Consider the following 23,645-nt stretch of genomic DNA (forward strand, 5'->3'; position numbering starts at 1 on the left):
CGCGCGCGCTCGCTGATCAGCCCGACGACATCCGCGCCCGCGCCTCGGCCGCGGTTCGTGCCGCCTTCGCGGGCCGCCCCGGCGAGCGGTCGGTGATGATCGACAGCGCGACGTGGATCGTCACGGCGCGCAACCCCGCAAGCTGATAGCGATTAGCAGGGGAGACGCCCCGCTCGGTGGAGGGGGGCGTCTTTGGCCGGTCAGCGGGACCAGATGAGGGCGTATTCGCCGGCGGTCTCGGTCTCGGAGAGTAGAGAGTTAGTTAGTTGGCCAATCGGTCAGGGTACGCAGAAGAGATGGGTGCTGACATGAGTCACCGGCTTATCGATGCCGCTCCCTCGAATGCGTCCGAGCTCTCCGCTTATGTGGAGAGTCTCCGGGAGCACTTGCTGGCGCATCCGGAGGAATGGGAGCAGGTTACGCTGGACCAATATCTCGAAGCTTTCGCAGCTGTGCTGCGAGACCATCAAGGGCCGAGCCCCCTTGGCCAAAGCCGCCTCCTGGACGGGCATGAGCGGGCAAGCATGCCTTACGCCGTCCTTGCTCGACTGCTGCATGCGGCCAGCATCTACGAGTAGCCCTGACGCGCCTTCGGTTGACCCTGGCGAGCCGGAGCGAATTCGATCGAGCGATCGCCGGCAACATCGTGCGAATACGGCTTTCAACTTCGTCCTGAACCAGGACTATCACCGACTGAGCCGAAGCTGCCGGACCGAGCGCCCGCCGACACAAGAAACGGGGCGAATTCCGCAGCGTCTCGAACGACTTGCAGGATCGAGTCGTTTTCAAAGCGAAAGCACCGCTGATCGAGTCGTTCTTAAGGTCAAGATCGAGTCGTTTTCAAAATGCAGGAATTAGCAAACTCAAGCACTTAGCCGAGTCGTTTTCAAAGTGTCCCCACACGCGTTAAGGTGCTGCACATTGAGTCCAACTAAGGGGACAGCCTGATGTCGGAGATCGACCCGCATACGCTGGAAGGCCATCTCTCGAAGCTGGTAGAGGACTGCGAATCCTTGACGATTGTGTTCGGCGTGCAGAATGCATGCACCATGTACCCGCCCTACATCGTGGGGAGGGATTTCATCGCTGGGAGCGATCATACGGACCACGCAAAAGCTAGGCCTCTCATGGCGCCGTTCAACAGCATCCAACAGATCATCTGTCACCCGACGAAGAGCTAGATGATCAAGCCCCCGCACATGGCAGGGGGTTTTACGTCACTACACGTATTGCCCCGCAGCAGCATCGACGCGCCGTGATGGGCGCCCCGGATTTGAGGATTTGGAAACGCCGCCTGCGGCATGGCGAGAGGAGCGCGATTTGACGGCGCGGAAGCTATTACGGTGACAGTGGTGGACTGCACCCCTGAAGTGAGACACGATAATTACAGTGACAGCGGGGGTTGTCACGATGGGTTACCGCGCTTTGTTTTGCGCGAAGGCGGTTTCGAACTCAATGGGCGACTGGTATCCGAGCGCCGAGTGCAGGCGCTCTTTGTTGTAGACCTCCGCGATAAAGCTGTTGATGTGGCGGCGGGCGTCGCCCAGGTCGGCAAATGCTTTGCCGTTGATCTGTTCGGCCTTGAGCGTTTTCATGAAGCTTTCAGCCTTGGCGTTGTCGAAGGGGTTGCCCGGCCTGCTCATGCTGATGGTGATGTCGCGATCGGCAAGCCGCTGACGATAGGCGATCGACGCGTATTGCACGCCGCGGTCGGAGTGATGGATCAGGCTGCCGGGGGCCGGCCCCCTGGCCGCGATCGGGCGATGTCGGATCCCCGGTGGGCAAAACCAGGCGTCCTGCGGCGGTGGTGTTCGGCGAAAGCCGCAGGCTGCGCTGACTAAGCTGCAAGGTCTCGAATACGATGACCAAAAGCTGGTCGAGAGGGTTAACTCCCAGCGCGGATCACCACCCCGACTACATGCGAGATGCGGCATCGTTGATCACTCAGAAGCGGAAGAGCACACGGTCGAAACTCGGACGGCGAGCGGCGCAAAAACCCTATGCAGCAAGCACTTTTCTGCGATTCTGTCGGTGCACAGCTCGTGCACAGAATGAACAGGAAAGAACAGACATTTTCGTGCACTGACGAAAGGAAAACATATGAGAACTCAAACAGACAAAGCGTAGTCAACACGCTCATAACGGTCTGGTTGCAGGCTCGAGTCCTGCCGGGCCCACCAGCGGATCAATAGCTCAGCAGGTTTCCATTTTCTTTCCGTTGGAGGCCGCACCAGAAATGCCGGTGTAGCTACTCGTTATTTTGCTTCAACGGCGACCAACTACCGCTCCAGATCCGGGAGTTACGGTGACAGTGCTAAATTGTTTGAGGTAAAAAGTGCACTGTCATCGAAATTCAATCTGAACGAACCAACGCGATCGAAACCAAACAAAAGCACCACGAAATCGACGAACCTGATCCATGTTGTCCCGCCGCTCATAACGGTCTGGTTGCAGGTTCGAGTCCTGCCGGGCCCACCAGTAGATCAATGGCTTATCCGAAACCGCCGCGCAGGAAACCACCGAAGAACACCGGGACCAGCGGCTGGGGTGGACACGGAAATTACGTTGCGTTGCCCGAGCCACGCCTGCGTTTTCAATTCTGAACGCGAGCAGCTTTGAAAGCCGCTTTCCTGGCGTCGCGCTCTCTCGCAAAAGCCTCGCTAAATCGCGGCACGAGTTGGTCTTGGCGCATCTCGCCTCCGCAGTTCTGACACACGAGGCCTAGTCCCGGATCCTGCCCGCACGGAATATGAGTGTAGTGAATGGCGCGCTCCTCTTTCTCGGACTTCAACCATGTCTCTCCCCACGATCGTAGCGCCAGCAGTACGGGATAGAACGCGAGTCCAGCCTCCGTAAGATAATAGTCGTGCCGAAGTGGGCGAGTGCTGTAGGGGCGGCGCTCGACCAGACGATCGGACTCCAGTTTTTTCAGACGTGCGGCGAGCATCTGCGGAGTCGCTCCCGTCTGTGCCTGGATTTCTTCGAAGCGACGGTTACCCATGGTCAACTCCCGTAAGACGAGCACCGTCCAGCGGTCGCCGACAATGCTTTGCGCGCGCGCGACGGGGCACACGGTCTCTTTGGATACCGGCGAAGAGATCGTCGCCTTAGTGCCTTTCTTTTTCATATCATCTTGACCCTATGAAATTCATATGCATAGTTATGCCCCTTCCCGGGGCTTTGCAAACGCTCGGCGAACTTTGGGGGAAACTATCCCGACGCAACTGCATGAAAAAAACGAGAGGTTCTATGTCCAAGAAGTTGAATATTGCCGACATCGCCGATCGCTATGCCGCCGCCTGGACGTCCCACAATCCTGAGGCCATCCTCGCGCTCCACGCACCGAACTCGACATTCCAGGCGCATGGCCGGAGCGGCGAAATTACCGGACATGACGCACTGCGTCAGGAGTTCGCGCAGGTGTTCGAGCGGTATCCTGATTTTGGCATCGTGACGCATCGTCTCTTGCTTGGAGATAATCACTGGACGCTGGACTGGACGCTGACATTCCAGCCGCCCGGCCAGGACCGCCGAGGCTTCCGTGCGCTCGACGTCGTCGAAGTGGATGCCAACGGTTATGTCACACGAAAGGACACGTTCTTTGACTACGCACAGGTCAAGGCCGCGCTCAAAGCGGCATGATGGACGCGAACATGACGAACGCGAAAACTCTCGCCGACCAGAAGACACCATTGTTCGATCGCGCGTTGATCAACGCGTTGCCGGTCGAGCATCTGTGCGATCTCAGCATTGATCTGGAACTCGGCCAGGTGATCTCAACTCCCCTCGGCACACGCTTGACCTTTGTGGTGAAAAGCGGCCGCTTCGAAGGTCCAAGCTTCCGGGGCGACATGCTGCCAGGCGGCGGCGACTGGGTCTCCCTCGGCGCCGACGGCACCAGTCGCATGGATGTTCGTGCAACCATGCGCACCGACGACGGGGTTCTCATCCACTATGAGTCGCATGGCGTCCTTAGGTTTCCGGAAGACGGCCGTCAGCGTCTGGCAAAGGGCGAGCGGTTGTCCTTCGACGAAAGCTATGTGCGGCCAACGCCTAGGTTCGAGACGTCAGACGAGCGCTACGTTTGGCTTTGCGGAATCGTCACCGTCGGCTACGGCGAATACGGCCCGGGGCGGATCGATCATCGGCTGTTTCGCATCCTCTGAGCCTTGCGGTTAGGCAGCACGGTCTGACGTGCCAGAGCTTTTTGAAGTTTCCTTCACCATATGCCGGGACACGCCGCGCCATGACCTTCCTGCCCGCCCCCGAAATCCTGGCCGCCTTCACCGCGGCCTGCCTGCTGCTGGTTCTCACGCCGGGACCGGACATGACTTTCTTCCTCGGGCAAACGCTCACCGCCGGCCGGGCGCGCGGCATGGCCGCCATGCTGGGCGCGTGCCTCGGGGTCGTGGCGCATTCGATGCTGGCAGCATTCGGTCTGTCGGCTTTGCTGTTGGCGTCCGCGACGGCTTTCACTGTCATCAAGATCGCCGGCGCCGTCTACCTCGTGTGGCTCGGCATGCAGGCGATCCGGCACGGCTCGGCGCTCACCTTGAAGAAAGGCGACGGCCGCACGGCGCCGATATCGCAAGTGTTCCTGATGGGCGTCGGCATAAACCTGCTCAATCCGAAAGTCGTGATGTTCTTCCTGACCTTCCTGCCGCAATTCGTGTCGGTGAGCGATCCGCATGCCGGCAGCAAGCTCATGTTCCTCGGCCTCTACTCCATCGCGTTCTCGATCCCGATCTGCACGGCGATGATCATGATGGCCGACCGCTTCACCAATACGATGCGGCGCTCGCCGCGCGCGATGCGGATCTTCGACTGGCTGTTCGCCGGATTGATGGGGACGTTCGCGCTGCGGCTCCTGCTCGCGCGCGGAAACTGATTTAAGCGGGCGCCAGCGGATTTTTCCAGCGCCCGGAGTTTCGGCCGGCGACCAGCCAAGCTCTTACCGTAGAAATCCGCGAGTGCGCTGTTCTGCCGTCTCTGAAATATGGGGCGGGAAACAAGATTTGGGGCAAAAACAGGATACCCGCGGAATTCTCACCTCGAACAATTGCACGGACCCTCGCCTCGGTTGATCACGGTAGGCGATGTGTCGGACGTCTCTCAAACCAGTTCCAGCCGACGTTGCCAGCATTCCATCTCCGTCGTCACGGTTTCCTTTCCGCGCGAACTAACGCCGTCGCCGACGCAAACGGACTCAGCGTCTCATCGGCCATGGTGATGCTTCTATTCTTGAGTCAAGCTTGCGCTTCCTCGTCCGCCACAGCATTTATCGTGCAAGTGGTTTGGTCCCGAGACTCCAACGAGAGATAGGGCCTTTGTCGCACACAGCGACTTTGTCCGAGTTCAAATCCAGCCTTTCGGAGAGCCTATCTTCGTCGTACCATGGCTTTCCCCGAAAAATCGGGTGAACGCGAGACGGCGCGAATTCCTCCGGGCGCAACGGCGGCCTGTTCGTCTCCACTGATGCTGAGGCGAGGGATGGACCGCAAGTCGGCCAGATGTTCCTCCAGCGCACGCGTCGCCTCTTTAAAAGTCAGTCATGGTGAACGACCCAATTGACTAGTCCCAGGCGCGGACGATGTCCGATCGACGATCACTTGCTTCCGACATAGATTCATACCGCAGCGTCAGCTACGTCGGCGGTCTGGTCGTGATTGGAGTGATCTATTTCGCCTCGGCAAAGGGTGGCCTTGCCCTCGCCTCTATTCACCCCAGTGCAACGCCAATTTGGCCGCCGACAGGTGTCGCGCTGGCGGCGGTGCTGTTGCGGGGATATCGAACCTGGCCCGCAATTTTTGCGGCGGCGCTGATCGCTAATGCGACGACGGCAGGCTCCGTTGCCACTGCAACTGCGATTGCAACCGGCAACTCTCTTGAAGCGATTGCCGGTGCGTATCTCATTAATCAGTGGTCAGGCGGGCGTGAAACGTTCTCAACGCCAAATTCCGTCGCAAAGTTTACCCTGATCTGCGTCGTGATCGCGACACCGATCAGCGCCAGCATCGGACTGACCAGCCTGGCACTCTTCGGGTACATCGAGCCGGAGAATTTCGCGGACGCGTGGATCACCTGGTGGCTGGGCGATGTCACCGGCGCACTGGTCATTGCTCCCGTTATCGTACTGTGGGCATCAAACCACCATCATGCCTTCAACCGGTACGATATGGTGGAGACGGCAGGTGTCCTCGCGACAGCGGCGGCTGTTGGCCTCATTGCTTTCAGCCCCCTGATCGAGCAGACGCCCGGCCGAGATCCACTCGGCTTTCTGGCGATCCTGCCCATGTTATGGGCGGCGCTGCGTCGCGGTCCACGCGATACTGCAACGGTTGCCCTCGTGCTCGCGGGCATCACGATTTGGGGAACGCACACCGGCGGCGGCCCCTTCGCGACGCCAGATCCCAATGCGTCATTCCTGCTGGTGTTGATGTTCTTGATCAGCATTACCGTTCCAAGCTTGCTGCTGAGCGCGGATGTCGAGGTCCGCAAGAACGCGGAGGGAAGCCTGCGCCGCGCGCAGGGCGAACTCGAGCACAAGGTCGCAGAGCGTACGCAGGAACTGGAGCTCGCCAACGCAGCGAAATCGCGCTTTCTCGCCATGGCAAGCCATGATTTGCGACAGCCCTTACATGCATTGGGGCTGTTCGTCGCCCAGCTGCGCACGCCGCTCAAACCGGAGGAAAGGACAAAAACGATCGAACGGGTCGATGCCACCCGCAAGGAAATGGATGAAATGTTCAATTCGCTCCTGGACATTTCCAGGCTGGATGCCGGGATACTTACGCCCAAAATGACCGAGTTCCCGATCGGGCGCCTGTTGCAAAAAATCGAGACGGCGTTTGACCAGGCGACGCAAAAAAAGGGTCTGCGGCTACGCGTCAGGCCAAGTGATGCCTGGGTGCGAAGCGACGCGATGCTGCTCGAACGCATCATGCTGAATCTTGTATCAAATGCGGTGCGCTATACGTTGCAGGGCGGTATCCTAGTCGGATGTCGTCGTCGCGGTGAAATGTTGCGTATCGAGGTATGCGATACCGGTCCTGGCATTCCCGACGATCAAAAGCACAATATCTTTGGCGAGTTTTTTCAAGTTCCCACCTCAGAACAGAACCGGTCCGGCGGACTGGGGCTCGGCCTCGCCATCGTCGACAAGCTTCGCGTGCTTCTCAACCATCAAATCGACCTGGCTTCGACTGTGGGCCGAGGTTCGCGATTTGCGATCCTGGTTCCGAAAGTCGATCAATGCGCCAGGTCGGCGGCGCCCGCCGACCTACCCCACCCCGGCGCCTTCGCGGTCGACGCCAAGGCGATTCTCGTTATTGCCGATACTCCGATCGTGCAGGAGGGAACGGGCGGATTGCTCAGCAAATGGGGATACTCGGTTCTTGTCGCCGGATCCGACGAAGCTGCACTTGTCCGACTTGCCGAGCGCGAACAGCGCCCCGATCTCATCATCTCGGACTATCATCTCGCAAGCGGGAAGACCGGAATCCGGGCAATTGAACAAATCAATGCGGCGTTTGGCTCGTCAATTCCCGCGATTCTCATCAGCGGCGATACCGCAGCTGAACCTCTGCGGGACGCTAGGGACAGAGGATACATTTTGCTGCACAAGCCCGTCGACCCGATGCGGCTCCGCGCTGTCATGCATGAGCTCCTTAGGGATCATGATGGTGGAAGAGGCACCGGGGCAGTTTCATGATTCAGATTTCGGCGGCCATTCCCAGCCCATTTTTCCGACCTTTATGACGGCCTCAGTGCGGGTCGCTACGCCGAGCGCCTTGAGAACGACCGTGATGTGATTCTTCACTGTCGGCACTGCCATATTGAGCGTCCTGGCAATGACCTTGTTGCTTTTTCCCTTCATCAGGAGCGCCAGTACGTCGATCTGACGATCGGTCAATCCGAGCCCCTTGAGCGAGTCGCGAGCCAATGGTTTATCCGCAAACCGCGGACCCGCTGTTTCCTCCAGAATCTCCGAGGGAATGTAAACTCCGCCGGAGAACACCAACTCAATAGCGTTGAGCATCACGTCACGTTCCGTGGTTTTCGGGATGAAACCCAGCGCGCCAAGTTTGAAAGCGCGCCTGACCGTCTCCTGATCATCGGAGGACGAGAGAATGATGATGGCAATCGTCGCATAGCGATGGCGCAGTTCGCAAAGGACAGAGAAGCCGTCGCGGTCAGGCAAATTGATATCGAGCAAAATGAGGCTGATATCGGGATGCTGCTCGACGATGTGCATGGCCTCTCGACTGCTCGAAGCTTCGAATATCACGGCTTCTCGCTTCAATTGCTTCAGGACGCCGTGCAACGCCTCGCGGATCAATGTGTGATCGTCTACAACAAGCACCTTCATAAAAATGCTCTCCGTTCTCTGAGCGCCCGGAGATCAATGAAAAATCATACACCCACCCTCGAAACCGTCCACCTTCTATCTCTGGTCCAGCGGTTCGCCGTCAGGAACTCAAAGTAGGTGCCGAGCGCTGCTGTGTGCAATGGTTGCAATCGGCACACAAATCGTAAGGAGCGCGGACTACGTGAAGCGCGGCACTCGCTGGCCCGTCCGTCCACGCGAGCGATGAATTACTCATCACGTGGCTGAGGATATCAAATAGATACCGCGGCCCGGACGGTACCTTGGTCATAGGACCTAGGCACCTCTCTGTACCGACCTGCGGCCGATTTACACACTGCGCCACTTGAACGATGATGTCGACAGTCAGCCTCTCCACCAGCGTTTTACTCAGCGCGGCCATATGATCGTTGTCGAAATTGCTGTCGTGGCCAGGTCGATGTGAAGCAACCCTGAACTGCGGCGCTGTCCGACCCGCAGGGCCGCGCTTTTTGTCAATTTCGTCCCGCTCGATCGTTCCTCTTTAATTAAGCGTGCGCGCACGCTGGACGAGGCAGGCCAATGCATGATCGAACCGCCACCCCGAAGCCATCAGCGGCCGCGCTGCCGGAGCTGAAAGCCAACGGCCGCGACCCGCGCATTGACGCCTGCCGCGGCATCGCGCTCTGGTGCATCTTTCTTGATCATGTCCCAAACAACATTGGAAGTTGGCTGACGCTGCGAAACTACGGCTTCAGCGATGCCGCGGAAGTGTTCATGTTCGTCTCGGGCGTCACCTGCGCACTGGCCTACGGCAAGATATGGAGCTGCGAGGGATGGACCAGCGTGATCCGCCGGACGCTGCGGCGAAGCCGGGACATTTACGTCGCATTTCTGCTGCTCACGCTCGCCTGCGCCCTCCTAGTCCACATCGCTGGCGTGGAACGCCTTGCTGACGAGAGCAATACGCGCATTCTGCTGGACCAGCCGGGCGCGACGCTCGCGCATGCGGCGATTCTGCAGTACCGCCCGGTCAATACCGACGTGTTGCCGATCTTCGTGCTTCTCCACCTCTTGTTCGCGCCGTTGCTGTGGTTGCTGCTCCGACTGCCGAACGTGACGCTTGGCGCCTCGCTGGCGCTTTATACACTGGTGCATATGTTCGGCTGGTCCTTGCCGGCGTGGCCGAGCGGTCACTGGGCTTTCAATCCGCTGGCCTGGCAGCTGCTAGTGGTGCTTGGCGCGTGGATGATAATCGAGGGCGAAAGAGTGCGCCCCTGGCTAACGTCACGCATGGCGCTTGCGCCTGCCGTTCTCTATCTGGTCTTCAGCCTCGTCATCGCATTGAGCTGGAGAATCAAGCCGCTGGAAGCGTTGATCCCGCAGGGGCTGACGAAGTTGGCTTACCCGATGGACAAATCGAATCTCGATCCGTTGCGTCTATTGCATTTCCTGGCTCTTGCAGTTGTAGCGGTATGGTTCGTGCCGCCCGATCGACAAGCATTGACGACTGGGGTGATGCGCGGCGCCATCCTCTGCGGCAAGCACTCGTTGCCAATCTTCTGCCTCGGCGTTCTGCTTACGCTCGTCAGCCTCCTGGTACTGCTCGACATATCTGAGGGGCTTGCGATGCAGATCACGCTCAGCGTTGGTGGCGTCCTAACGATGATCGTGGCGGCGACGCTGCTGAACTTGATCAAGATCAAATCCAGGCCGCAGCCGATCATTGGACTGCCGATGGGTGTGCGCGCCCCGCAGGACGCCTGGGGCCCCATTGGCTGGCGCACCCTGGAGGCGTTTCGCCGAGGACTGCGCGAGTTCGGATGGGCCGGCCGCCAGAAGCGCCTCATCGATTGCCAGTTCGCGGAGCGGCAATCCCACCAGGGTCCTCGCCTCGCAAGCGAATTGGCGCGGCTCAAGGCGGATGCCATCGCGGCGTCGTCATGCCCACCAAGTCAGTCCTCTTCCGTATCCGTCTGACCTGAGTTCTATCAATCGAGCAGAATGTCTGTAGCCTCCGCGACGGGCTCGGCGAAAAGGCCAGCATGATCGTCGCGGAGCATCGTATGAAGTCAATGATCCGACGCTGGACTCCCAGATTGCGCGCCTGAAGGATTCCGGCGTCCTCCCGGGGCGGACGCCCGGATCAGATCTTGGGGATCTTCGCCCGCTCAACCACGCCCGACCACTTCGCGATTTCGGACTGGATCAGCTTCTGCATCTCGTCGGGAGAGCTGCCACGGACTTCGCCTCCGACGGCCGTTTCCAGCCGCTGCTTGATCTCGGGATTCTTGAGGATGTCGAGTGTCGCTGAGTTGAGTGCGGCGACGACGGCTGGCGGGGTGCCCTTGGGAGCGAGAAGGCCCGCCCAGGTCCGCACGTCATATCCCTTGACGCCGGCTTCCTCGACCGTCGGAACATCCGGCAACAGCGCGGTCCGCGTCGGCGAAGTGACAGCCAAGCCCCGAATGGCCCCACTCTGGATTTGCGGTGCAAGCAGGACGGGCGTGCCGACGATCACGGGCACTTCTCCGCCGAGAAGCGCGGTGACGGATTGGGAATCCCCGCGATAGGGCACATGCACCATGTCGATGCCGGCCATCGCGTCGAGCAGCTCTCCCGCGAGATGATGCGTGCTGCCGAAACCGACCGAGCCGAAGCTGAGCGCGCCGGGCTTCTGCTTTGCCGCCGCGATCAATTCGCCGAGCGATTTGGCCGGGTAGTCGTTACGTACCGCAATGACCAGCGCGTAGTAGACCAGCGTCGAGATCATGTCGAAACTATCGGCCGGCTGGTAGCTCAAACTCTTGTACGTCGCGGCCGATATGGCGTGGGCGCCCGTGACGAGTCCGATCGTATAGCCGTCGGGCTCAGCCTTGGCGATCGCGTCCGCCGCAATGTTGCCGCCAGCGCCGGGCTTGGCCTCGACGACGATCGGTTGCCCGAGCTTCTTGGACAGCCCGTCGGCGATGATGCGCGACAGCGTATCGGCCGCACCGCCGGCGGCAAAGCCGTGAATCAAGCGTATCGGGCGCGACGGATAGTTGTCCGCCGACTGGGCCGGGCCGGCCGCCACTAAGCTGCCAAGCAGAAATCCGGTCGCAGCAAGTCGCTTCATCCATCGCATGGATGCATCCTCCCTTTGACTGTTGTTTATGCTCTAGCGGGCGAACTCGACGCATTCCGGTGATGGCGGCAGACCCCAGACGTCGCGCGGCAGTCCGACCCAGACCTTCGGGCGCTGCGGACGATCGCGATGCCAGGGACGCGGATCGAAATAGCCGAGCTCCTCATCGATCATGCGGTCGAGATCGTGGAACAGCTCGACCAGATGGCCATCGGGATTGCGGTGGTAGACCGCTGTGTTGTGGCCGGGGCCGTGACGGACCGGTCCCCAAAGGATGGGGAGCTTGTGGCGGGCGAGATGATCGCAGGCCTGCTGCATATGGGAAGGGCCGCGCAGTTCGAATGCGAGATGATGCAGGCTGCGCACGGGAGCACGGGCGAAGTTCAGCGTGTGATGTTCGTAGCCGCTGCGCATGAAGACGAAGCGGTCGTCGACCCAGTCGGAGACCCGCAAACCCATGACGTTCGCATAGAACTCCGAAGCCGCGAGCGGATCGGGCGTACGAAGCGCGACATGGCCGAGCTTGGTGACAGCGAGCGCACCGATCCGCTCCTGCGCCGGCGTCGGCGTCCAACCCTGGATCAATTCGAAGCGCGTTCCTTCAGGATCGATGAACGACAGCAGCCTGGAGATCCCGGGCAGAGGATCACTCCGCAGTTCGGGACGCAAATCCGCGCGTTTCAAGGCGGCGCTCAGCGCCTCGATCTCGACGTTCGGAGAAATCTCGAAAGCGATGCTCGTCAGCGCCGCCTCGCCGGGCTCGATCACCAGCGAAAGCTGCTCGGAATCGCTGGCGAGAAAAATGCGATGTCGATCGCGACCGACCAGGCCGAGGCCAATCACTCCGCGGTAATAGTCGAGCAATCGCTCGCAATCCGGCGAGGCGAAAGTGGCGTGTCTCAGCCGTGTGAATCGAGCAATGGGCGCTTGGGTCGTCATTGTGTTGGTTCACTCTCTCATGGCGTCATGATGATCTTGCCGAGCGCGGAGCCCTGCTCGAGCAAGGTGTGAGCTTGCCTGACCTGGTCGAGCTTCAGTGTCGCCGAGATCGCCGGCTTGATCGCGTTGCGGCTCAGGGCCTCGATCACATTGCGCATCAGGGCACGACGGCCTTCGCGATCATGGTCATAGATGTGGAAGGAGAAGCAACGCACGGCCGGGCAGATGTCGAGATGATTGCGCATCGCCGCCATCAGATTCTCTTCCGGCAGCCCGGCGAAGGCGTTGTATGACAGCAGCGTGCCCCATTTGCCGAGCGCGCCAAGATAGGAGGTGAACTCGGGTCCGCAGACGTGGTCGAGCACGAGACCGACGCCCTCACCCTTCGTCAGCTCGCGGGTCCGCGCCACCACATCTTCGCTACGATAGAAAATGACGTGGTCGGCGCCGTTGCGGCGCGCGAACGCGGCCTTCTCCTCGGTGGAGACCGTGCCGATCACGGTCATCTGCGCCAGCTTGGCCAGCTGCACCAGCGCGGTGCCGACACCGCCGGCCGCGCCGATCACCAGCACACTTTTCGGCGCGCGCGGATGGCGACACTCGTGCAGGAGTGCGTAAGCGACCTGGTAGTTCGATAGGCACGCCGCCGCCTGCAGATCGACATTGTCGGGAAGTGCATGAACGGCGTCTGCCGGTGCGACGACGTAATCGGCGTAACAGCCGCCGCGCTGCGACAGGTCACGCGCGCTCAGCAGGACCTTCTGGCCGACCCGTAAGCCTTCAACGCCCGACCCGAGCGCGGAAATACGGCCGGCAACATCATTGCCGGGATTGGCCGGCAGCGGCGGCATCCATTTGTAGACGCCACGGCGGATCAGCACATCGGGCTGCCCCACCCCGAACGCCTCGGCGCGAATCTGAACCTGTCCGGCGCCGGGCGCCGGAACCGGCACTTCGACCAACTCGAGGGCATCCGGCCCGCCCGGCTGACGTACCAGAATCGCTCTCATGAGCTCATTTCCCCCTCCTCGAACCTGTATTTTCGAAAATACTAGCGGTTACGAAAATTATTGCAAGATGGTCGTTGGCGCGGCATCTTTGGCCATTGATTCATCGGCAGGACCATGCCTGACAGCGCCATTCGCCCCCGCAAGGAATTCGGCAAGACGATCGCCGCCGACATCACCCACCGGCTGCGCGAGGAGATCGTGACCTGCGGTCTGGCTCCCGGCGAGCCGCTGCGCTTCGACGTTTTGCGCGAGCGCTTCGGCGCGAGCTTCACCACTTTGCGCGAGGCGCTGACCGCCCTTGCCGCCGAGGGCCTGGTCGACGCGCAGGAGCAGCGCGGATTTCGCGTGGCGCCGGTCAGCCGACAGGATCTGGCGGAGGTCACCGACGCCCGGGTGCTGATCGAGGTGGAATTGATCCGCCGCGCGATCGAACGAGGCGACGACGACTGGGAAATTGCCGTCATCTCGACGCTGCACAGGCTGAAGCGCATTGAACAGCGTGATCCCGAACATCCCTTGCGCGATCCCGAATGGAAGATCGCCCACCGGCAATTCCACCAGGCGCTGGTTTCCGCCTGCGGCTCTGCGACCCTGCTCGCAATCCGCGCCGAGCTGTTCGATCGCGCCGAGCGTTACCGGCATCTGTCGGCCAATTTCCGGCCGCGCCCTCGCGACAAGGCCGGCGAGCACCAGGCGATCATGCAGGCGGCGATATCGCGCAATGCCGATCTCGCCGTGCAACTGATCGAGACCCATATCCGCACCACCGCGGACAATGTCGCGAAATACGCCGGACACCTGCTCGACGCCGAATAGATGGCGCGGCTTTTTCAGGCGCAGTGGGCTTGCGTCCCGCATGATTTTCGAAAATACTAGAGATCATCGAAAAATGCTAACTCGTGGGTCGTAATTGGGTCGTAATCATGAAGCTGCTGTCGTTCTTGGATGGAAATCGGGAAAGCTGGGGCGCCGTTGTCGAAAACGGGGTCGTGGATCTGGGCCGTGCCCTGCCGCAGTATCCGACGCTCGCGGACTTCGTCGGCAGCGACGACTATGCACGACGGGATACCATCGTCGCCCAGCACAAGCCGACGATGGCGCTGAGCGCCATCAAATATCTCCCCGTCATTCCGCGGCCGGAGAAGATCGTCTGCGCCGTGCGCAATTATCTCGACCACCACAATGAAGCGGTCGCCTTCGGCATGAAGCGCGAGATCACGGAATTCCCGCCGATCTTCCTGCGGGTCTGGCGCTCCCAGGTCGGCCATAATGCACCGGTGATCCGTCCGAAGGTCTCCGACAATTTCGACTGGGAGGGCGAGCTCGCCGTCGTCATCGGCAAGGGCGGCCGTCACATCAGCCAGGCCGACGCCTGGAATCACGTCGCCGGCTACTCGATCTACAACGACGTCAGCGTGCGCGACTGGCAGCGTCATGCGCAGCAGATCGCCTCGGGCAAGAACTTCGTCGGCACGGGTCCGTTCGGACCCTGGCTGGTCACGCCGGACGAGATCGGCGATCCCACCAAGCTGAAGCTCGAGACGCGCGTCAACGGCGCGACGGTGCAGTCGTCCGACACCTCGATGCTGATCTTCTCGATCCCGCGGCTGATCGAATATTGCTCGACCATTTTCGACCTCGTCCCCGGCGACGTCATCGCCACCGGCACGCCGGCCGGTGTCGGCTTCACACGAAAGCCGCCGATCTTCCTCAAGCCCGGCGACGTGGTCGAAGTCGAAATCGAGAACATCGGCGTGCTCAGTAATCCGGTCGTGGACGAGGCATAGGTTCGCATGTCGTCCTATGACATTCGCAAGACCGCGCTCAGTGTCGAGACGATCTGGCACGAGCGCGGCCCCCGGCTGGAAAAGCCGCTCCTAGTCGGGACAGCCGTTGCAGTCGTCGCCAATCCCTTCGCGGGCCGCTACGAACCGAACCTGATGCCGTTTCAAGCGTCGTTGCGTGAGCTCGGGCGCGAGCTCGCGAGCGCGCTGATCGCGCAACTTGGCGGCGCGCCGCACATCGAAGCCTATGGCAAGGGCATCATCGTCGGCGAGGACGGCGAGCTCGAGCACGGCGCCGTCTGGCATGAGGCTGGCGGCCAGGGCATGCGCGACGTGCTCGGGCAACCCAAGGCAATCGTTCCGGCGGCAAAGACGATCGGCGGTCCCGGCACGCGCCTGATGGTCCCGCTTGGGCACATCCATGCGTGTTATGTGCGCAGTCATTTCGGAACGGCGGAGATGACGCTCTGGGATGCGCCCAGACGTGACGAGATCGCCTTCGGCCTGGTGATGGCGACCGGTGGCAGGCCACATGCGCGGATCGGCGGGCTGGCTGCATCGGATATCTCGGTGCATGATGGGCAGCGCTGAGGATTGACGGCATCGCTGCTCAGCGCTCGCGGCGAAACCTCGACCTCAGCCTGGATCGGTCTACCAACTCAAGCCTTTCTCGATCGCTTGAATTGTGGATGAGCGTTGCCTCGGGATCGCGAACTCCCCGCAGGATGAGCCTTGCTCTTGTCAGCAGGGATCAGATGCCCAAGCGGCAACTGCGAGGTTTGCTTCAGGCAATCGAGGACGATGGACGAGCGCACGTGCGCGACGCTGTCGTGCGGCAGAAATACGCCGTTGAGAAGCATCGAGAGCGCCTTGAGGTCGGTGATCGCCACCTTGACGAGGTAGTCCGCTTCGCCCGTGAGCGCATACGCCTCCTGCACTTCCTCCAGACTCTCGATCAGCTTGAGGAAGCGCCTCGAATTGTCCGGCGAGTGCGTTGCGAGCGTCACCTGCACGAAGACGACGATGCCGAGCCCGAGCGCCTCGCGATCGAGATGAGCATGGTAGCTTGCGATCGTGCCGGCATTCTCGAGCGCCGCACGACGGCGCGAACATTGAGACGCCGACAAGCCGACAACATCGGCCAGTTCAAAATTCGACAAGCGTCCATCGGACTGCAGCGCTTGCAGCAATTTCACGTCGAACTGATCCATGCGTGATCCTTGCACGATGATATAGCGGCGCGCATGTTTCACGCATAACTCGGCCTTGTCGAGCGGATTTTGCGGAGATCGTGCAGGGGGCCGGCAGTATATTTCCTTGTCGGATCAAATACCATTCCAGGAGCGCGACATTGGGTCCCTTCCCTCACGATGCCCCACCCGCCACGATTTCGGCAGCCAATCCGGCCGGCACCGACGGCTTCGAGTTCGTCGAGTTCGCCCATCCCGAGCCGCAGAAGCTCGCCAAGCTCTTCGAGCAAATGGGCTACACGGAGGTCGCCCGGCACAAGACCAAGGACATCTCTGTTTGGCGCCAGGGCAAGATCAATTACGTCCTGAACCGGGAGCCGAACTCGCATGCCGCCCGCTTCGTCGCCGAACATGGACCTTGCGCGCCGGCGATGGCCTGGCGCGTCGTCGATGCCAAACACGCCCTAAAGCGCGTCCTCGAACTCGGCGGAACGGAATACACCGGCAACGACAAGTCACTCGACGTGCCGGCGGTCGTCGGGATCGGCGGATCCCTGCTGTATCTGGTCGAGACCTATGGCGCCAAGGGCTCGCCCTATGCAGCCGAGTATGACTGGACCGGCGAAGTCGATCCAACACCGAAAGGAGTCGGGTTCTATTATCTCGATCACCTCACGCACAATGTCATGCGCGGCAACATGGACACCTGGTACAAGTTCTACAGCCAGACGTTCAATTTCCGCGAGATCCGCTACTTCGACATTTCCGGCAAACTGACCGGCCTGACCTCGCGCGCATTGACATCCCCCTGCGGCAAGATTCGGATCCCGATCAACGAAAGCGCCGACGACAAGAGCCAGATCGAGGAATATCTGCGCCAGTACAAGGGCGAGGGCATCCAGCACATCGCCGTCGGCACCGATGACATCTATGCGGCGACCGACGCCATCGCCGGTCGCGGGCTCGAGTTCATGCCGGGCCCGCCCTCGATCTACTACGACAAATCGTTTGACCGCGTGAAGGGCCACACCGAGCCGCTCGATCGCATGCGCAAGCACGGAATCCTCATCGACGGCGAAGGTGTCGTCAATGGCGGTCTGACCCGCATTTTGCTTCAGATCTTCTCCAAGACCGTGATCGGCCCGATCTTCTTCGAGTTCATCCAGAGGAAGGGAGATGACGGCTTCGGCGAGGGTAACTTCAAGGCCCTGTTCGAGAGTATCGAGGCCGATCAGATTGAGCGCGGCGTCCTCAAGGCATCCTGATGGAGGCAGCCATACCTGACGCATGGAAGAGCTATCGCGGCGCGCCGGCCGAAGGAACCATCCTGTGCGACGCCCATGACGTTGGCGAAGGGAGCCTCAAGTCCATCAAGTTCGGTCCCGCAGATTTTCCGATCCTGATCGTCAGGTCGGCGGGCACTCTCGCAGCCTATGTCAATGCATGTCCGCATCAGTACCTGCCCCTCGATCATCGCGGGGAGAACGTGCTGAGCGCGGACGGCACGGTCCTTCGGTGCACCAACCACAGCGCCGGATTTCGCGTTCAGGATGGCACCGGCGTCGAGGGACTGGGCCTGAATTGCGCCCTCGATGCCATTCCGATCGTCGTGGATGACGACGGTCGGATTCGCGTGCATGCCGCATCGGCGGCTTGAGCAATCCAAATGCGTGCTGATCGCGCTCGCGCGGTCGCAGGGCCTGCCCGCCGATTTCAGGCCCGACACGAACCCTCTGGCGGTTCTGTCGATCGCGTGGGAGCCCGCGCCTCCGCCGGAGCCGCGCGAGGGCGCGGGCGAGGCTGGCGTCATTCGTCATATCGGCCAGTGAGATTTTCGAGATGCGCCGCAGGTTTTGCGCATGGGCAGGCGGCACACTTGGCGCGGCGGGCGGTGCTCCTTCCTGTCCGCCGCGTATTTGTCGAGTGCAGCCCCTCGCAAGAGCGGTCTGTGTCCGCTTAATGTCCAACAGCGGCGCAAGAGCAGACATTCCGCAACTGCCGCATCGGGCCATTATCGGACTCACGCGCTGCAGCAAAAAGCATCTCTATTCGATCACCTCATCAGCCCGAACAAGTAAGGACGGCGGCACGGTGAGGCCGAGCGCTTTGGCCGTCTTCAGGTTGATCATCAGTTCGAATTTGGTCGGCTGCTCTACCGGCAGATCAGCAGGCTTGGTGCCTTTGAGGATCTTATCGACGTAGCCGCCTGCACGGCGGAACAGATCGGCTATATCGGGGCCGTAGACGATCAATCCGCCCTCGGCGACTTGTCGGAAGAGATAAATCGCGGGCAGATGATCCTTCGCCGCGAGCGCGATAACTCGCGGACCCTCGACCCAGGTCAGAGCATCGCCGAAAACAATTATTGCATCGGCGCGCTGAGCGGCGGCCGAGGCAAACGCAATATCGAGTTCCTCGGCCGTGGTCGCCTCGACTATCGGGAGCGCCACGCCAAGGTTTCGGGCGGTGCTTGGTATCTCCTCGGCTAATAGCAGCCTGTGAATTGGGTTGCCCGGATTGACCAGGATCGCAATCTTCGAGGCGCCAGGAACCAGTTCCCGGAGGATTTCTATTCGTTTTGCAACCCACTCGCCTGGCACGTAGGTCGCAAGACCCGTTATGTTGCCGCCTGGCCGCGATAGGCTTTGCACGAGGCCGAGCGCCACGGGATCGAACACAGTCACGAATACGATCGGAATGGTAGCAGTTGCCGATTTCAGGGCTAGCACTGCTTGCGGTCCCGCGGCGATGAGCACATCGGGATGGAGCGCAATCAGCTCGGCAGCCAAAGCTGGTGCGCGATCCTGAGGCTGTGCGAAACGGTAGTCGATAGTCAGATTTCTTCCATCTATCCAGCCGTGGTCTCGTAGCCCATCAAGCAAGGCAAGCTCGGCTTGATTGGGAGCCCGCCCGCTCGCGTCACCTAGAGCGAGAAAGCCAAGCCGACGGCGAGGCCCCTGCGCCCACGCACGCTTTGGCGAAACGAGCAGCGCCGCAGTGCCTGCTATGAACTCCCGCCGCTTCATTCGATCCTCATTGCAGCTTGAGGACGGTGCAGAGTATCACCTCTCGATGGTCGTGGCACCAGGCGGGTTGTCCGTTGCAAACGCGAGGGCACATGCCCGCTTCGGGTCAAACTGAGAAGAACTCGGTGCGAGCATATGTTTTCCGCTTCGCCCTCGAACTCGGACATTCCTCGATGCAGTGTCTCAAACGGGCCATGAGCCGACTTGAGCCACTGCGGCCATCATAGCGCGACTGGCACCGCCGTTCGATCCGTCATAGTATTCTGTGGGTTGGATTTGCGGCCATGGTACAAGAGCGGCCAGTCCGGATCGAGCGTAGGTTGTCGGCGATATTGGCCGCCGATGTCGCTGGCTATTCGCGGCTCATGCACCATGACGAAGAGGCGACGCATGCCAAACTGACAGCGCTCCTCGCGGACAGTATCACGCCCTCGATCTCCGAACACGGCGGTCGCATCGTGAAGAACACCGGCGACGGGTTCTTGGCGGAGTTTACCAGCGCGGTCGAAGCGGTTCGAGCTGCTGTGCAGTTCCAGGCCCGCATAAGGGAACTGACGACCGCTGAGGCGGAAGACAGGCGTGTTGCCTTTCGCGTGGGCGTCAATATTGGTGACGTCATCGTTGAACCGCATGACATCTTTGGAGACGGCGTTAACATCGCGGCGCGGCTTGAGAGCATCGCAGAACCCGGCGGCATCTGCATCTCCTCTGCTGTTTACGATCAAGTCCGAGGTAAGGTCGGCGTTGAGTTCGCCGATTTGGGCGAACAGAACCTCAAAAATATCGCCGTTCCGGTCCGAGCCTATGAGGTGGTCCGGGATGTGTCCCGGTCAGCGACACAGGCGGGGCGCGCGAGGCTGGCCCCCCCTTCACCGCCTCGTCTTTCAATCGTTGTGTTGCCGTTTGCCAACCTCACCGCCGATCCTGAACAGGACTATTTCGCCGATGGCGTGACCGAGAGCCTGACCACGGACCTGTCGCGCATCTCAGGGTCATTCGTAATCGCCCGCAACAGTGCGTTCTCGTACAAGGGTAAAGCAGTCGACGTCCGGCAAGTTGGTCGCGAATTGAAGGTCTGCTACGTGCTCGAAGGCTCAGTGCAGCGTAGCGGCAAGCGGCTTCGCATGAACGTACAGCTTGTCGATGCCGAAAGCGGCAAACATCTTTGGGCCGAGCGCTTCGAAAAGCCTGTCGCCGAACTTTTCGACATGCAGGACGAAATCGTCTCAAGACTCGCCAACACGTTAGATGCCCAGCTTACTGAGGCTGAGGCGCGGCGAGCGGAACACTCACTGCATCCCAATACGATGGACTTATTTTTTCAGGGCAGGGCTTGGATGAATAGAGGTATGACACCCAAATACCTCGCGCAGGCGCGCGGTTTGTTTGAACGCGCCTTGGCGCTCGACCCTCGAAATGTTGACGCACTAGTTGGCGTGGCGAATGTCGATAACATAAGCGGAGCCGCATATATGAGGGATGACCGGGCAAGGTGTCTTGCTGTGGCTGAGGCAGCCATCGTTAAGGCACTATCCCTTGCGCCCAACCATGCCTTCGCCCACCTGGTTCTGGGCGTCATCCAAATGTCAACGAACCGCCCGGCCCAAGGAATTGCCGAATGCGAGCAGGCATTGGCGCTGGACCGAAATTTGGCCGACGCTCATGGCTCCATCGGTTATGCCAAATTCATCATGGGGCGCGGCGCGGAGACCGAGGCCCATATCCACGAGGCGTTCCGCCTCTCTCCTTGCGATACCTTCGCCTTCCGCTGGATGCTGTTCGTTGGCATCGCCAAGGCGCAGCTCAGTGCCGACGCTGAAGCGGTTCTCTGGCTGCGCCGAAGCCGCGAGGCTAACCGAAACTTTCCAATGGTGCATTTCCATCTCGCCGCTGCACTCGCGCACCTTGGCTCGCTGGGCGAGGCGCGGGCGGCCGCGAACGAGGGACTTGCGCTCGATCCAACCTTCACGATCAGTCGCTTTCGGGACGGCGCAGCGAGCGATAACCCGACCTACCTCTCGAAACGCGAGCGCACCATTGATGGCATGCGCATGGCCGGAGTGCCGGTTGGGTAATGTCAGACATGGGTCAAAATGCGAAGAACTCAGGGTTGAGCACATCAAGTCCGCTATGGTCCACTGACCCGACTTCACTGATCAGAGAGGTCGTCGAGACTTCTCGTACCTAATTGACCGCCACTTGCTCTTTGCCCCGGTAAACGCCCTGTCGGCCGTTTACCGGCGTTTACCTGCAAGCCCGCCCCCGGATAGCCCTCGCCGGTAGAACGCACAGGCGGCGCTCCCGCGTAATCAAACTGCAAAATCGTCCGGGTGAAATATTCTCAAAGGAGGCGGTCGCGCGTCCCGGCACGCATTTTTGGCGCTCACAGGACCCGCGCAAGTAGGGTGCTGGATTTGTTCTACTATCAGTAGAACTACTGAGAACACGCTTTGCTCGCGCCGCTCGGCTCGACGTCCGGCGGGGCTCATCATCGACGGCGAGTTTGCCGGTAAGCTCCGGTTCCATGGTATTGTGCGACGTCATAGGCGTGCTGGAGGGCAGACATGGCTATCTACCTACATTTGCAAACCCACGGTATGGCACCGAAAGAGATTGCCTGTATTATCAAGGCTTACGAGCAAACGTTACGTACCCTCTGTGTTAAAGATCGCGATGATCCGCTCACGGAATTGGTGGCGAAGACAATCATCAAGATCGCCCAAACCGGGATCAAAGACCCTGCACAGATTTCAGCGCAGGCGATCAGCGAACTCGAAATGCGGTAGGCATGTCGTGCCTAACGCGCTTGGAACCTGAAACATTCCCAACGTTGGCAGGTTGGCTCTTGGGCTTCGGGGCTTCGCAAGGTGCGAGGCGCGCCATGACCCCTCTCCCGGTAGGTGATGTGTTTCTCACGGTCGCAATCATGGCCGTTACCTTCATGGTCGAGATCGGCCTCTTTATTTTGATCGGGATGTTCTGAATGGTCCGCATCCGCTGGAGATCGCGGCTCTCCACTTTGGGACAGAACCCCGATCCGTGATAGGCTTCTGGCCGGAGACGATGCCGGAGAGCGGCCATGCCGAAGGCTTACGTGATCGCTGAGCACCTCATCACCGAGCCCGCCGTATTCGAGGAGTACCGGGTCAAGGTCGGGCCGATGATCGAAAAATATGGCGGGCGGTATCTGACCAAGGGCGGCGCGCATCAATTCCCCGAAGGGGGCCACTGGGAGCCGGATCGCGTGGTCATCATCGAGTTCCCCGACAAGCAATCGCTCGACGCGTGGTACAACTCGCCAGAATATCAGCCGCTCGTAAAATTACGCAAAGAAAGCACGAGTGATCTCGATATGCTGATCACGCTTGAGGGCGTGTAGCCTACACGGCTTAACGACGAAGTTTGTTCCCATGCTCAGTACCGGGAACGATTGACGGCGAGCGCTCCTCTAATTTCCGCAGCCGTTCGATTTGCGTTTTAAGGCTCTCGGGTTGGTCCGGCTCAGGCTTTAGCGCAGCGCGCAATTTCTCGCCAATTTCTTTAGCAATTGCCCGGCTGTGTTTGTGGTCTATGTCGACGCGGCGGGGCACAACGAACCTCCTTGCCTACCCCTTCCCGCAGCTTCTCCGCCTGCGAGTACGGCTGCCCTAATCAAGGAACCGGAGACCGTCGCTTTTGGCTATCTACGCGAGCGCTTGCATTGAGCATAGCGGGTCGGTGGCCGCGACCTTTGGCTATCCCGCGATCTGCGCCGTGTTAGGACCGGCGAGCGACGGCCTCGTGTTCTGCCAAAGCCTTGACAGGCGCTTTCGTTCCTTTGGGATCGCGGCGCAGGGTTCATCGAACGAGGAAACGAACAGCACCCGGAACCATTTCTAAGAGCGCCCGGTTATTCCTCGCTATGAAGGGAGGGACAAGATGAGAACCGAATATCTCGCTGCGGTAGCAATAGCTGCTCTTATCGCTTGTACCGGGCTGGCCGCCAGTTCTCTCCGCTCGCTGCCTACCGAAAAGCAGTCCACGCCGAACATGCAAGTGGCAGACCGACTAGCTGCGTCGGTCGATCCATTCTTGCTTCGGTCCGGTGGCTAACAGGCGGCGTTGCAGCCAACGGTGCTTGCATCCAGTGGTAAATCATTTCACGCTGTAGTTGGATTTTTATTCGCGCAGCAGCGATCTTGAGTTGTTTGACGAAGTTTGGCTGAAACAGAAGGCTGCTATACTA

General features: G+C 60.3%; 22 protein-coding genes and 3 pseudogenes. 17 read left to right on the forward strand and 8 right to left on the reverse strand.

Annotated features, from left to right (window positions below; all coding sequences use genetic code 11):
* The 3 genes and pseudogenes from CWO91_RS33565 to CWO91_RS33570 form a co-directional block, all read left to right on the forward strand.
* Positions 1-146 (forward strand): annotated as a pseudogene (locus CWO91_RS33565) (SAM-dependent methyltransferase); the annotation flags it as partial.
* A 162-nt stretch (positions 147-308) separates the two neighbouring features.
* Positions 309-578: a DUF7660 family protein gene (locus tag CWO91_RS45610; RefSeq protein WP_433995594.1), complete on the forward strand. Its 270-nt coding sequence runs from the start codon at positions 309-311 to the stop codon at positions 576-578.
* Between the two features lie 369 nt (positions 579-947).
* Positions 948-1,181 carry a hypothetical protein gene (locus tag CWO91_RS33570; protein WP_130219806.1) on the forward strand — a complete coding sequence of 78 codons (234 nt, stop codon included), beginning with the start codon at positions 948-950 and terminating at the stop codon, positions 1,179-1,181.
* 234 nt (positions 1,182-1,415) lie between these two features.
* Here CWO91_RS33570 and CWO91_RS45615 read toward each other — a convergent pair.
* Together CWO91_RS45615 and CWO91_RS33580 are read right to left on the reverse strand one after the other, a co-directional pair.
* A pseudogene (locus CWO91_RS45615) lies at positions 1,416-1,736 on the reverse strand (transposase); the annotation flags it as partial.
* 857 nt (positions 1,737-2,593) lie between these two features.
* Complete coding sequence (locus CWO91_RS33580) at positions 2,594-3,127, reverse strand: winged helix-turn-helix transcriptional regulator (protein ID WP_130219808.1); 534 nt, start codon at positions 3,125-3,127, stop codon at positions 2,594-2,596.
* 122 nt (positions 3,128-3,249) lie between these two features.
* Here CWO91_RS33580 and CWO91_RS33585 point away from each other — a divergent pair, with 122 nt between their 5' ends.
* From CWO91_RS33585 to CWO91_RS33600, 4 genes are all read left to right on the forward strand, one after another.
* Positions 3,250-3,642, forward strand: coding sequence for a nuclear transport factor 2 family protein (locus CWO91_RS33585; protein ID WP_165405901.1), 393 nt, complete (start codon positions 3,250-3,252; stop codon positions 3,640-3,642).
* The gene (locus CWO91_RS33590; protein WP_208753102.1) at positions 3,639-4,166 is read left to right on the forward strand and encodes a DUF3237 domain-containing protein; all 528 of its coding nucleotides are present in this window, start codon (positions 3,639-3,641) and stop codon (positions 4,164-4,166) included. Before CWO91_RS33585 ends, CWO91_RS33590 begins: the two co-directional genes overlap by 4 nt.
* A gap of 80 nt (positions 4,167-4,246) precedes the next feature.
* Positions 4,247-4,888: a LysE family translocator gene (locus CWO91_RS33595; protein WP_130219810.1), complete on the forward strand. Its 642-nt coding sequence runs from the start codon at positions 4,247-4,249 to the stop codon at positions 4,886-4,888.
* A gap of 702 nt (positions 4,889-5,590) precedes the next feature.
* A complete protein-coding gene (locus CWO91_RS33600) occupies positions 5,591-7,711 on the forward strand; it encodes an MASE1 domain-containing protein (RefSeq protein WP_165405902.1) in 2,121 nt (706 codons plus the stop codon).
* Here the strand turns inward: CWO91_RS33600 and CWO91_RS33605 are convergent.
* Complete coding sequence (locus CWO91_RS33605) at positions 7,706-8,368, reverse strand: response regulator transcription factor (RefSeq protein ID WP_130219811.1); 663 nt, start codon at positions 8,366-8,368, stop codon at positions 7,706-7,708. The two genes, CWO91_RS33600 and CWO91_RS33605, sit on opposite strands and share 6 nt — an antisense overlap.
* Positions 8,369-8,926: 558 nt before the next feature.
* Here CWO91_RS33605 and opgC point away from each other — a divergent pair.
* Positions 8,927-10,324, forward strand: coding sequence for an OpgC domain-containing protein (gene opgC, locus CWO91_RS33610; protein WP_130219812.1), 1,398 nt, complete (start codon positions 8,927-8,929; stop codon positions 10,322-10,324).
* A 166-nt stretch (positions 10,325-10,490) separates the two neighbouring features.
* Here the strand turns inward: opgC and CWO91_RS33615 are convergent, their stop codons facing one another.
* From CWO91_RS33615 to CWO91_RS33625, 3 genes are read right to left on the reverse strand one after another with little or no spacing between them, the layout of a single operon-like run.
* Complete coding sequence (locus CWO91_RS33615; RefSeq protein WP_130219813.1) at positions 10,491-11,471, reverse strand: Bug family tripartite tricarboxylate transporter substrate binding protein; 981 nt, start codon at positions 11,469-11,471, stop codon at positions 10,491-10,493.
* A gap of 33 nt (positions 11,472-11,504) precedes the next feature.
* Entirely contained in the window at positions 11,505-12,410 is a 906-nt protein-coding gene (locus tag CWO91_RS33620; RefSeq protein WP_130219814.1) for a VOC family protein, read from the reverse strand.
* 17 nt (positions 12,411-12,427) lie between these two features.
* Entirely contained in the window at positions 12,428-13,420 is a 993-nt protein-coding gene (locus CWO91_RS33625) for a zinc-dependent alcohol dehydrogenase family protein (protein WP_130219815.1), read from the reverse strand.
* Positions 13,421-13,534: 114 nt separating this feature from the next.
* Here CWO91_RS33625 and CWO91_RS33630 point away from each other — a divergent pair, with 114 nt between their 5' ends.
* From CWO91_RS33630 to CWO91_RS33640, 3 genes are all read left to right on the forward strand, one after another.
* Positions 13,535-14,236: an FCD domain-containing protein gene (locus tag CWO91_RS33630; protein ID WP_130219816.1), complete on the forward strand. Its 702-nt coding sequence runs from the start codon at positions 13,535-13,537 to the stop codon at positions 14,234-14,236.
* A gap of 107 nt (positions 14,237-14,343) precedes the next feature.
* Entirely contained in the window at positions 14,344-15,207 is an 864-nt protein-coding gene (locus tag CWO91_RS33635) for a fumarylacetoacetate hydrolase family protein (protein ID WP_130219817.1), read from the forward strand.
* A 6-nt stretch (positions 15,208-15,213) separates the two neighbouring features.
* The gene (locus CWO91_RS33640) at positions 15,214-15,795 is read left to right on the forward strand and encodes an amino acid synthesis family protein (RefSeq protein WP_130219818.1); all 582 of its coding nucleotides are present in this window, start codon (positions 15,214-15,216) and stop codon (positions 15,793-15,795) included.
* A 161-nt stretch (positions 15,796-15,956) separates the two neighbouring features.
* Here the strand turns inward: CWO91_RS33640 and CWO91_RS33645 are convergent.
* Positions 15,957-16,415, reverse strand: a pseudogene (locus CWO91_RS33645) (Lrp/AsnC family transcriptional regulator); the annotation flags it as partial.
* A 140-nt stretch (positions 16,416-16,555) separates the two neighbouring features.
* Here CWO91_RS33645 and hppD point away from each other — a divergent pair.
* The 3 genes from hppD to CWO91_RS33660 are packed head-to-tail and all read left to right on the forward strand — an operon-like array spanning position 16,556 to position 18,223.
* Positions 16,556-17,659 (forward strand): 4-hydroxyphenylpyruvate dioxygenase, encoded by a 1,104-nt coding sequence (gene hppD, locus CWO91_RS33650; protein ID WP_130219820.1) that lies wholly within the window; start codon positions 16,556-16,558, stop codon positions 17,657-17,659.
* A complete protein-coding gene (locus CWO91_RS33655; RefSeq protein WP_208753103.1) occupies positions 17,659-18,051 on the forward strand; it encodes a Rieske (2Fe-2S) protein in 393 nt (130 codons plus the stop codon). The genes hppD and CWO91_RS33655 overlap by 1 nt, the downstream gene beginning before the upstream one ends.
* Positions 18,032-18,223 (forward strand): hypothetical protein, encoded by a 192-nt coding sequence (locus tag CWO91_RS33660; RefSeq protein ID WP_130219821.1) that lies wholly within the window; start codon positions 18,032-18,034, stop codon positions 18,221-18,223. Before CWO91_RS33655 ends, CWO91_RS33660 begins: the two co-directional genes overlap by 20 nt.
* A 216-nt stretch (positions 18,224-18,439) precedes the next feature.
* On the opposite strand, the gene CWO91_RS33665 is transcribed toward CWO91_RS33660, so the two are convergent.
* Positions 18,440-19,420, reverse strand: coding sequence for an ABC transporter substrate-binding protein (locus CWO91_RS33665; protein WP_130219822.1), 981 nt, complete (start codon positions 19,418-19,420; stop codon positions 18,440-18,442).
* Between the two features lie 284 nt (positions 19,421-19,704).
* On the opposite strand from CWO91_RS33665, the gene CWO91_RS33670 reads away from it, so the two are divergent.
* From CWO91_RS33670 to CWO91_RS33680, 3 genes are all read left to right on the forward strand, one after another.
* Positions 19,705-21,495 (forward strand): adenylate/guanylate cyclase domain-containing protein, encoded by a 1,791-nt coding sequence (locus CWO91_RS33670; RefSeq protein WP_130219823.1) that lies wholly within the window; start codon positions 19,705-19,707, stop codon positions 21,493-21,495.
* A gap of 489 nt (positions 21,496-21,984) precedes the next feature.
* A complete protein-coding gene (locus CWO91_RS33675) occupies positions 21,985-22,206 on the forward strand; it encodes a hypothetical protein (protein WP_130219824.1) in 222 nt (73 codons plus the stop codon).
* 293 nt (positions 22,207-22,499) lie between these two features.
* The gene (locus CWO91_RS33680; protein ID WP_130219825.1) at positions 22,500-22,799 is read left to right on the forward strand and encodes a DUF1330 domain-containing protein; all 300 of its coding nucleotides are present in this window, start codon (positions 22,500-22,502) and stop codon (positions 22,797-22,799) included.
* Positions 22,800-23,645: the final 846 nt, after the last annotated feature.

The organism is Bradyrhizobium genosp. SA-3 (assembly GCF_004212635.1).
Taxonomy (GTDB): Bacteria; Pseudomonadota; Alphaproteobacteria; order Rhizobiales; family Xanthobacteraceae; genus Bradyrhizobium.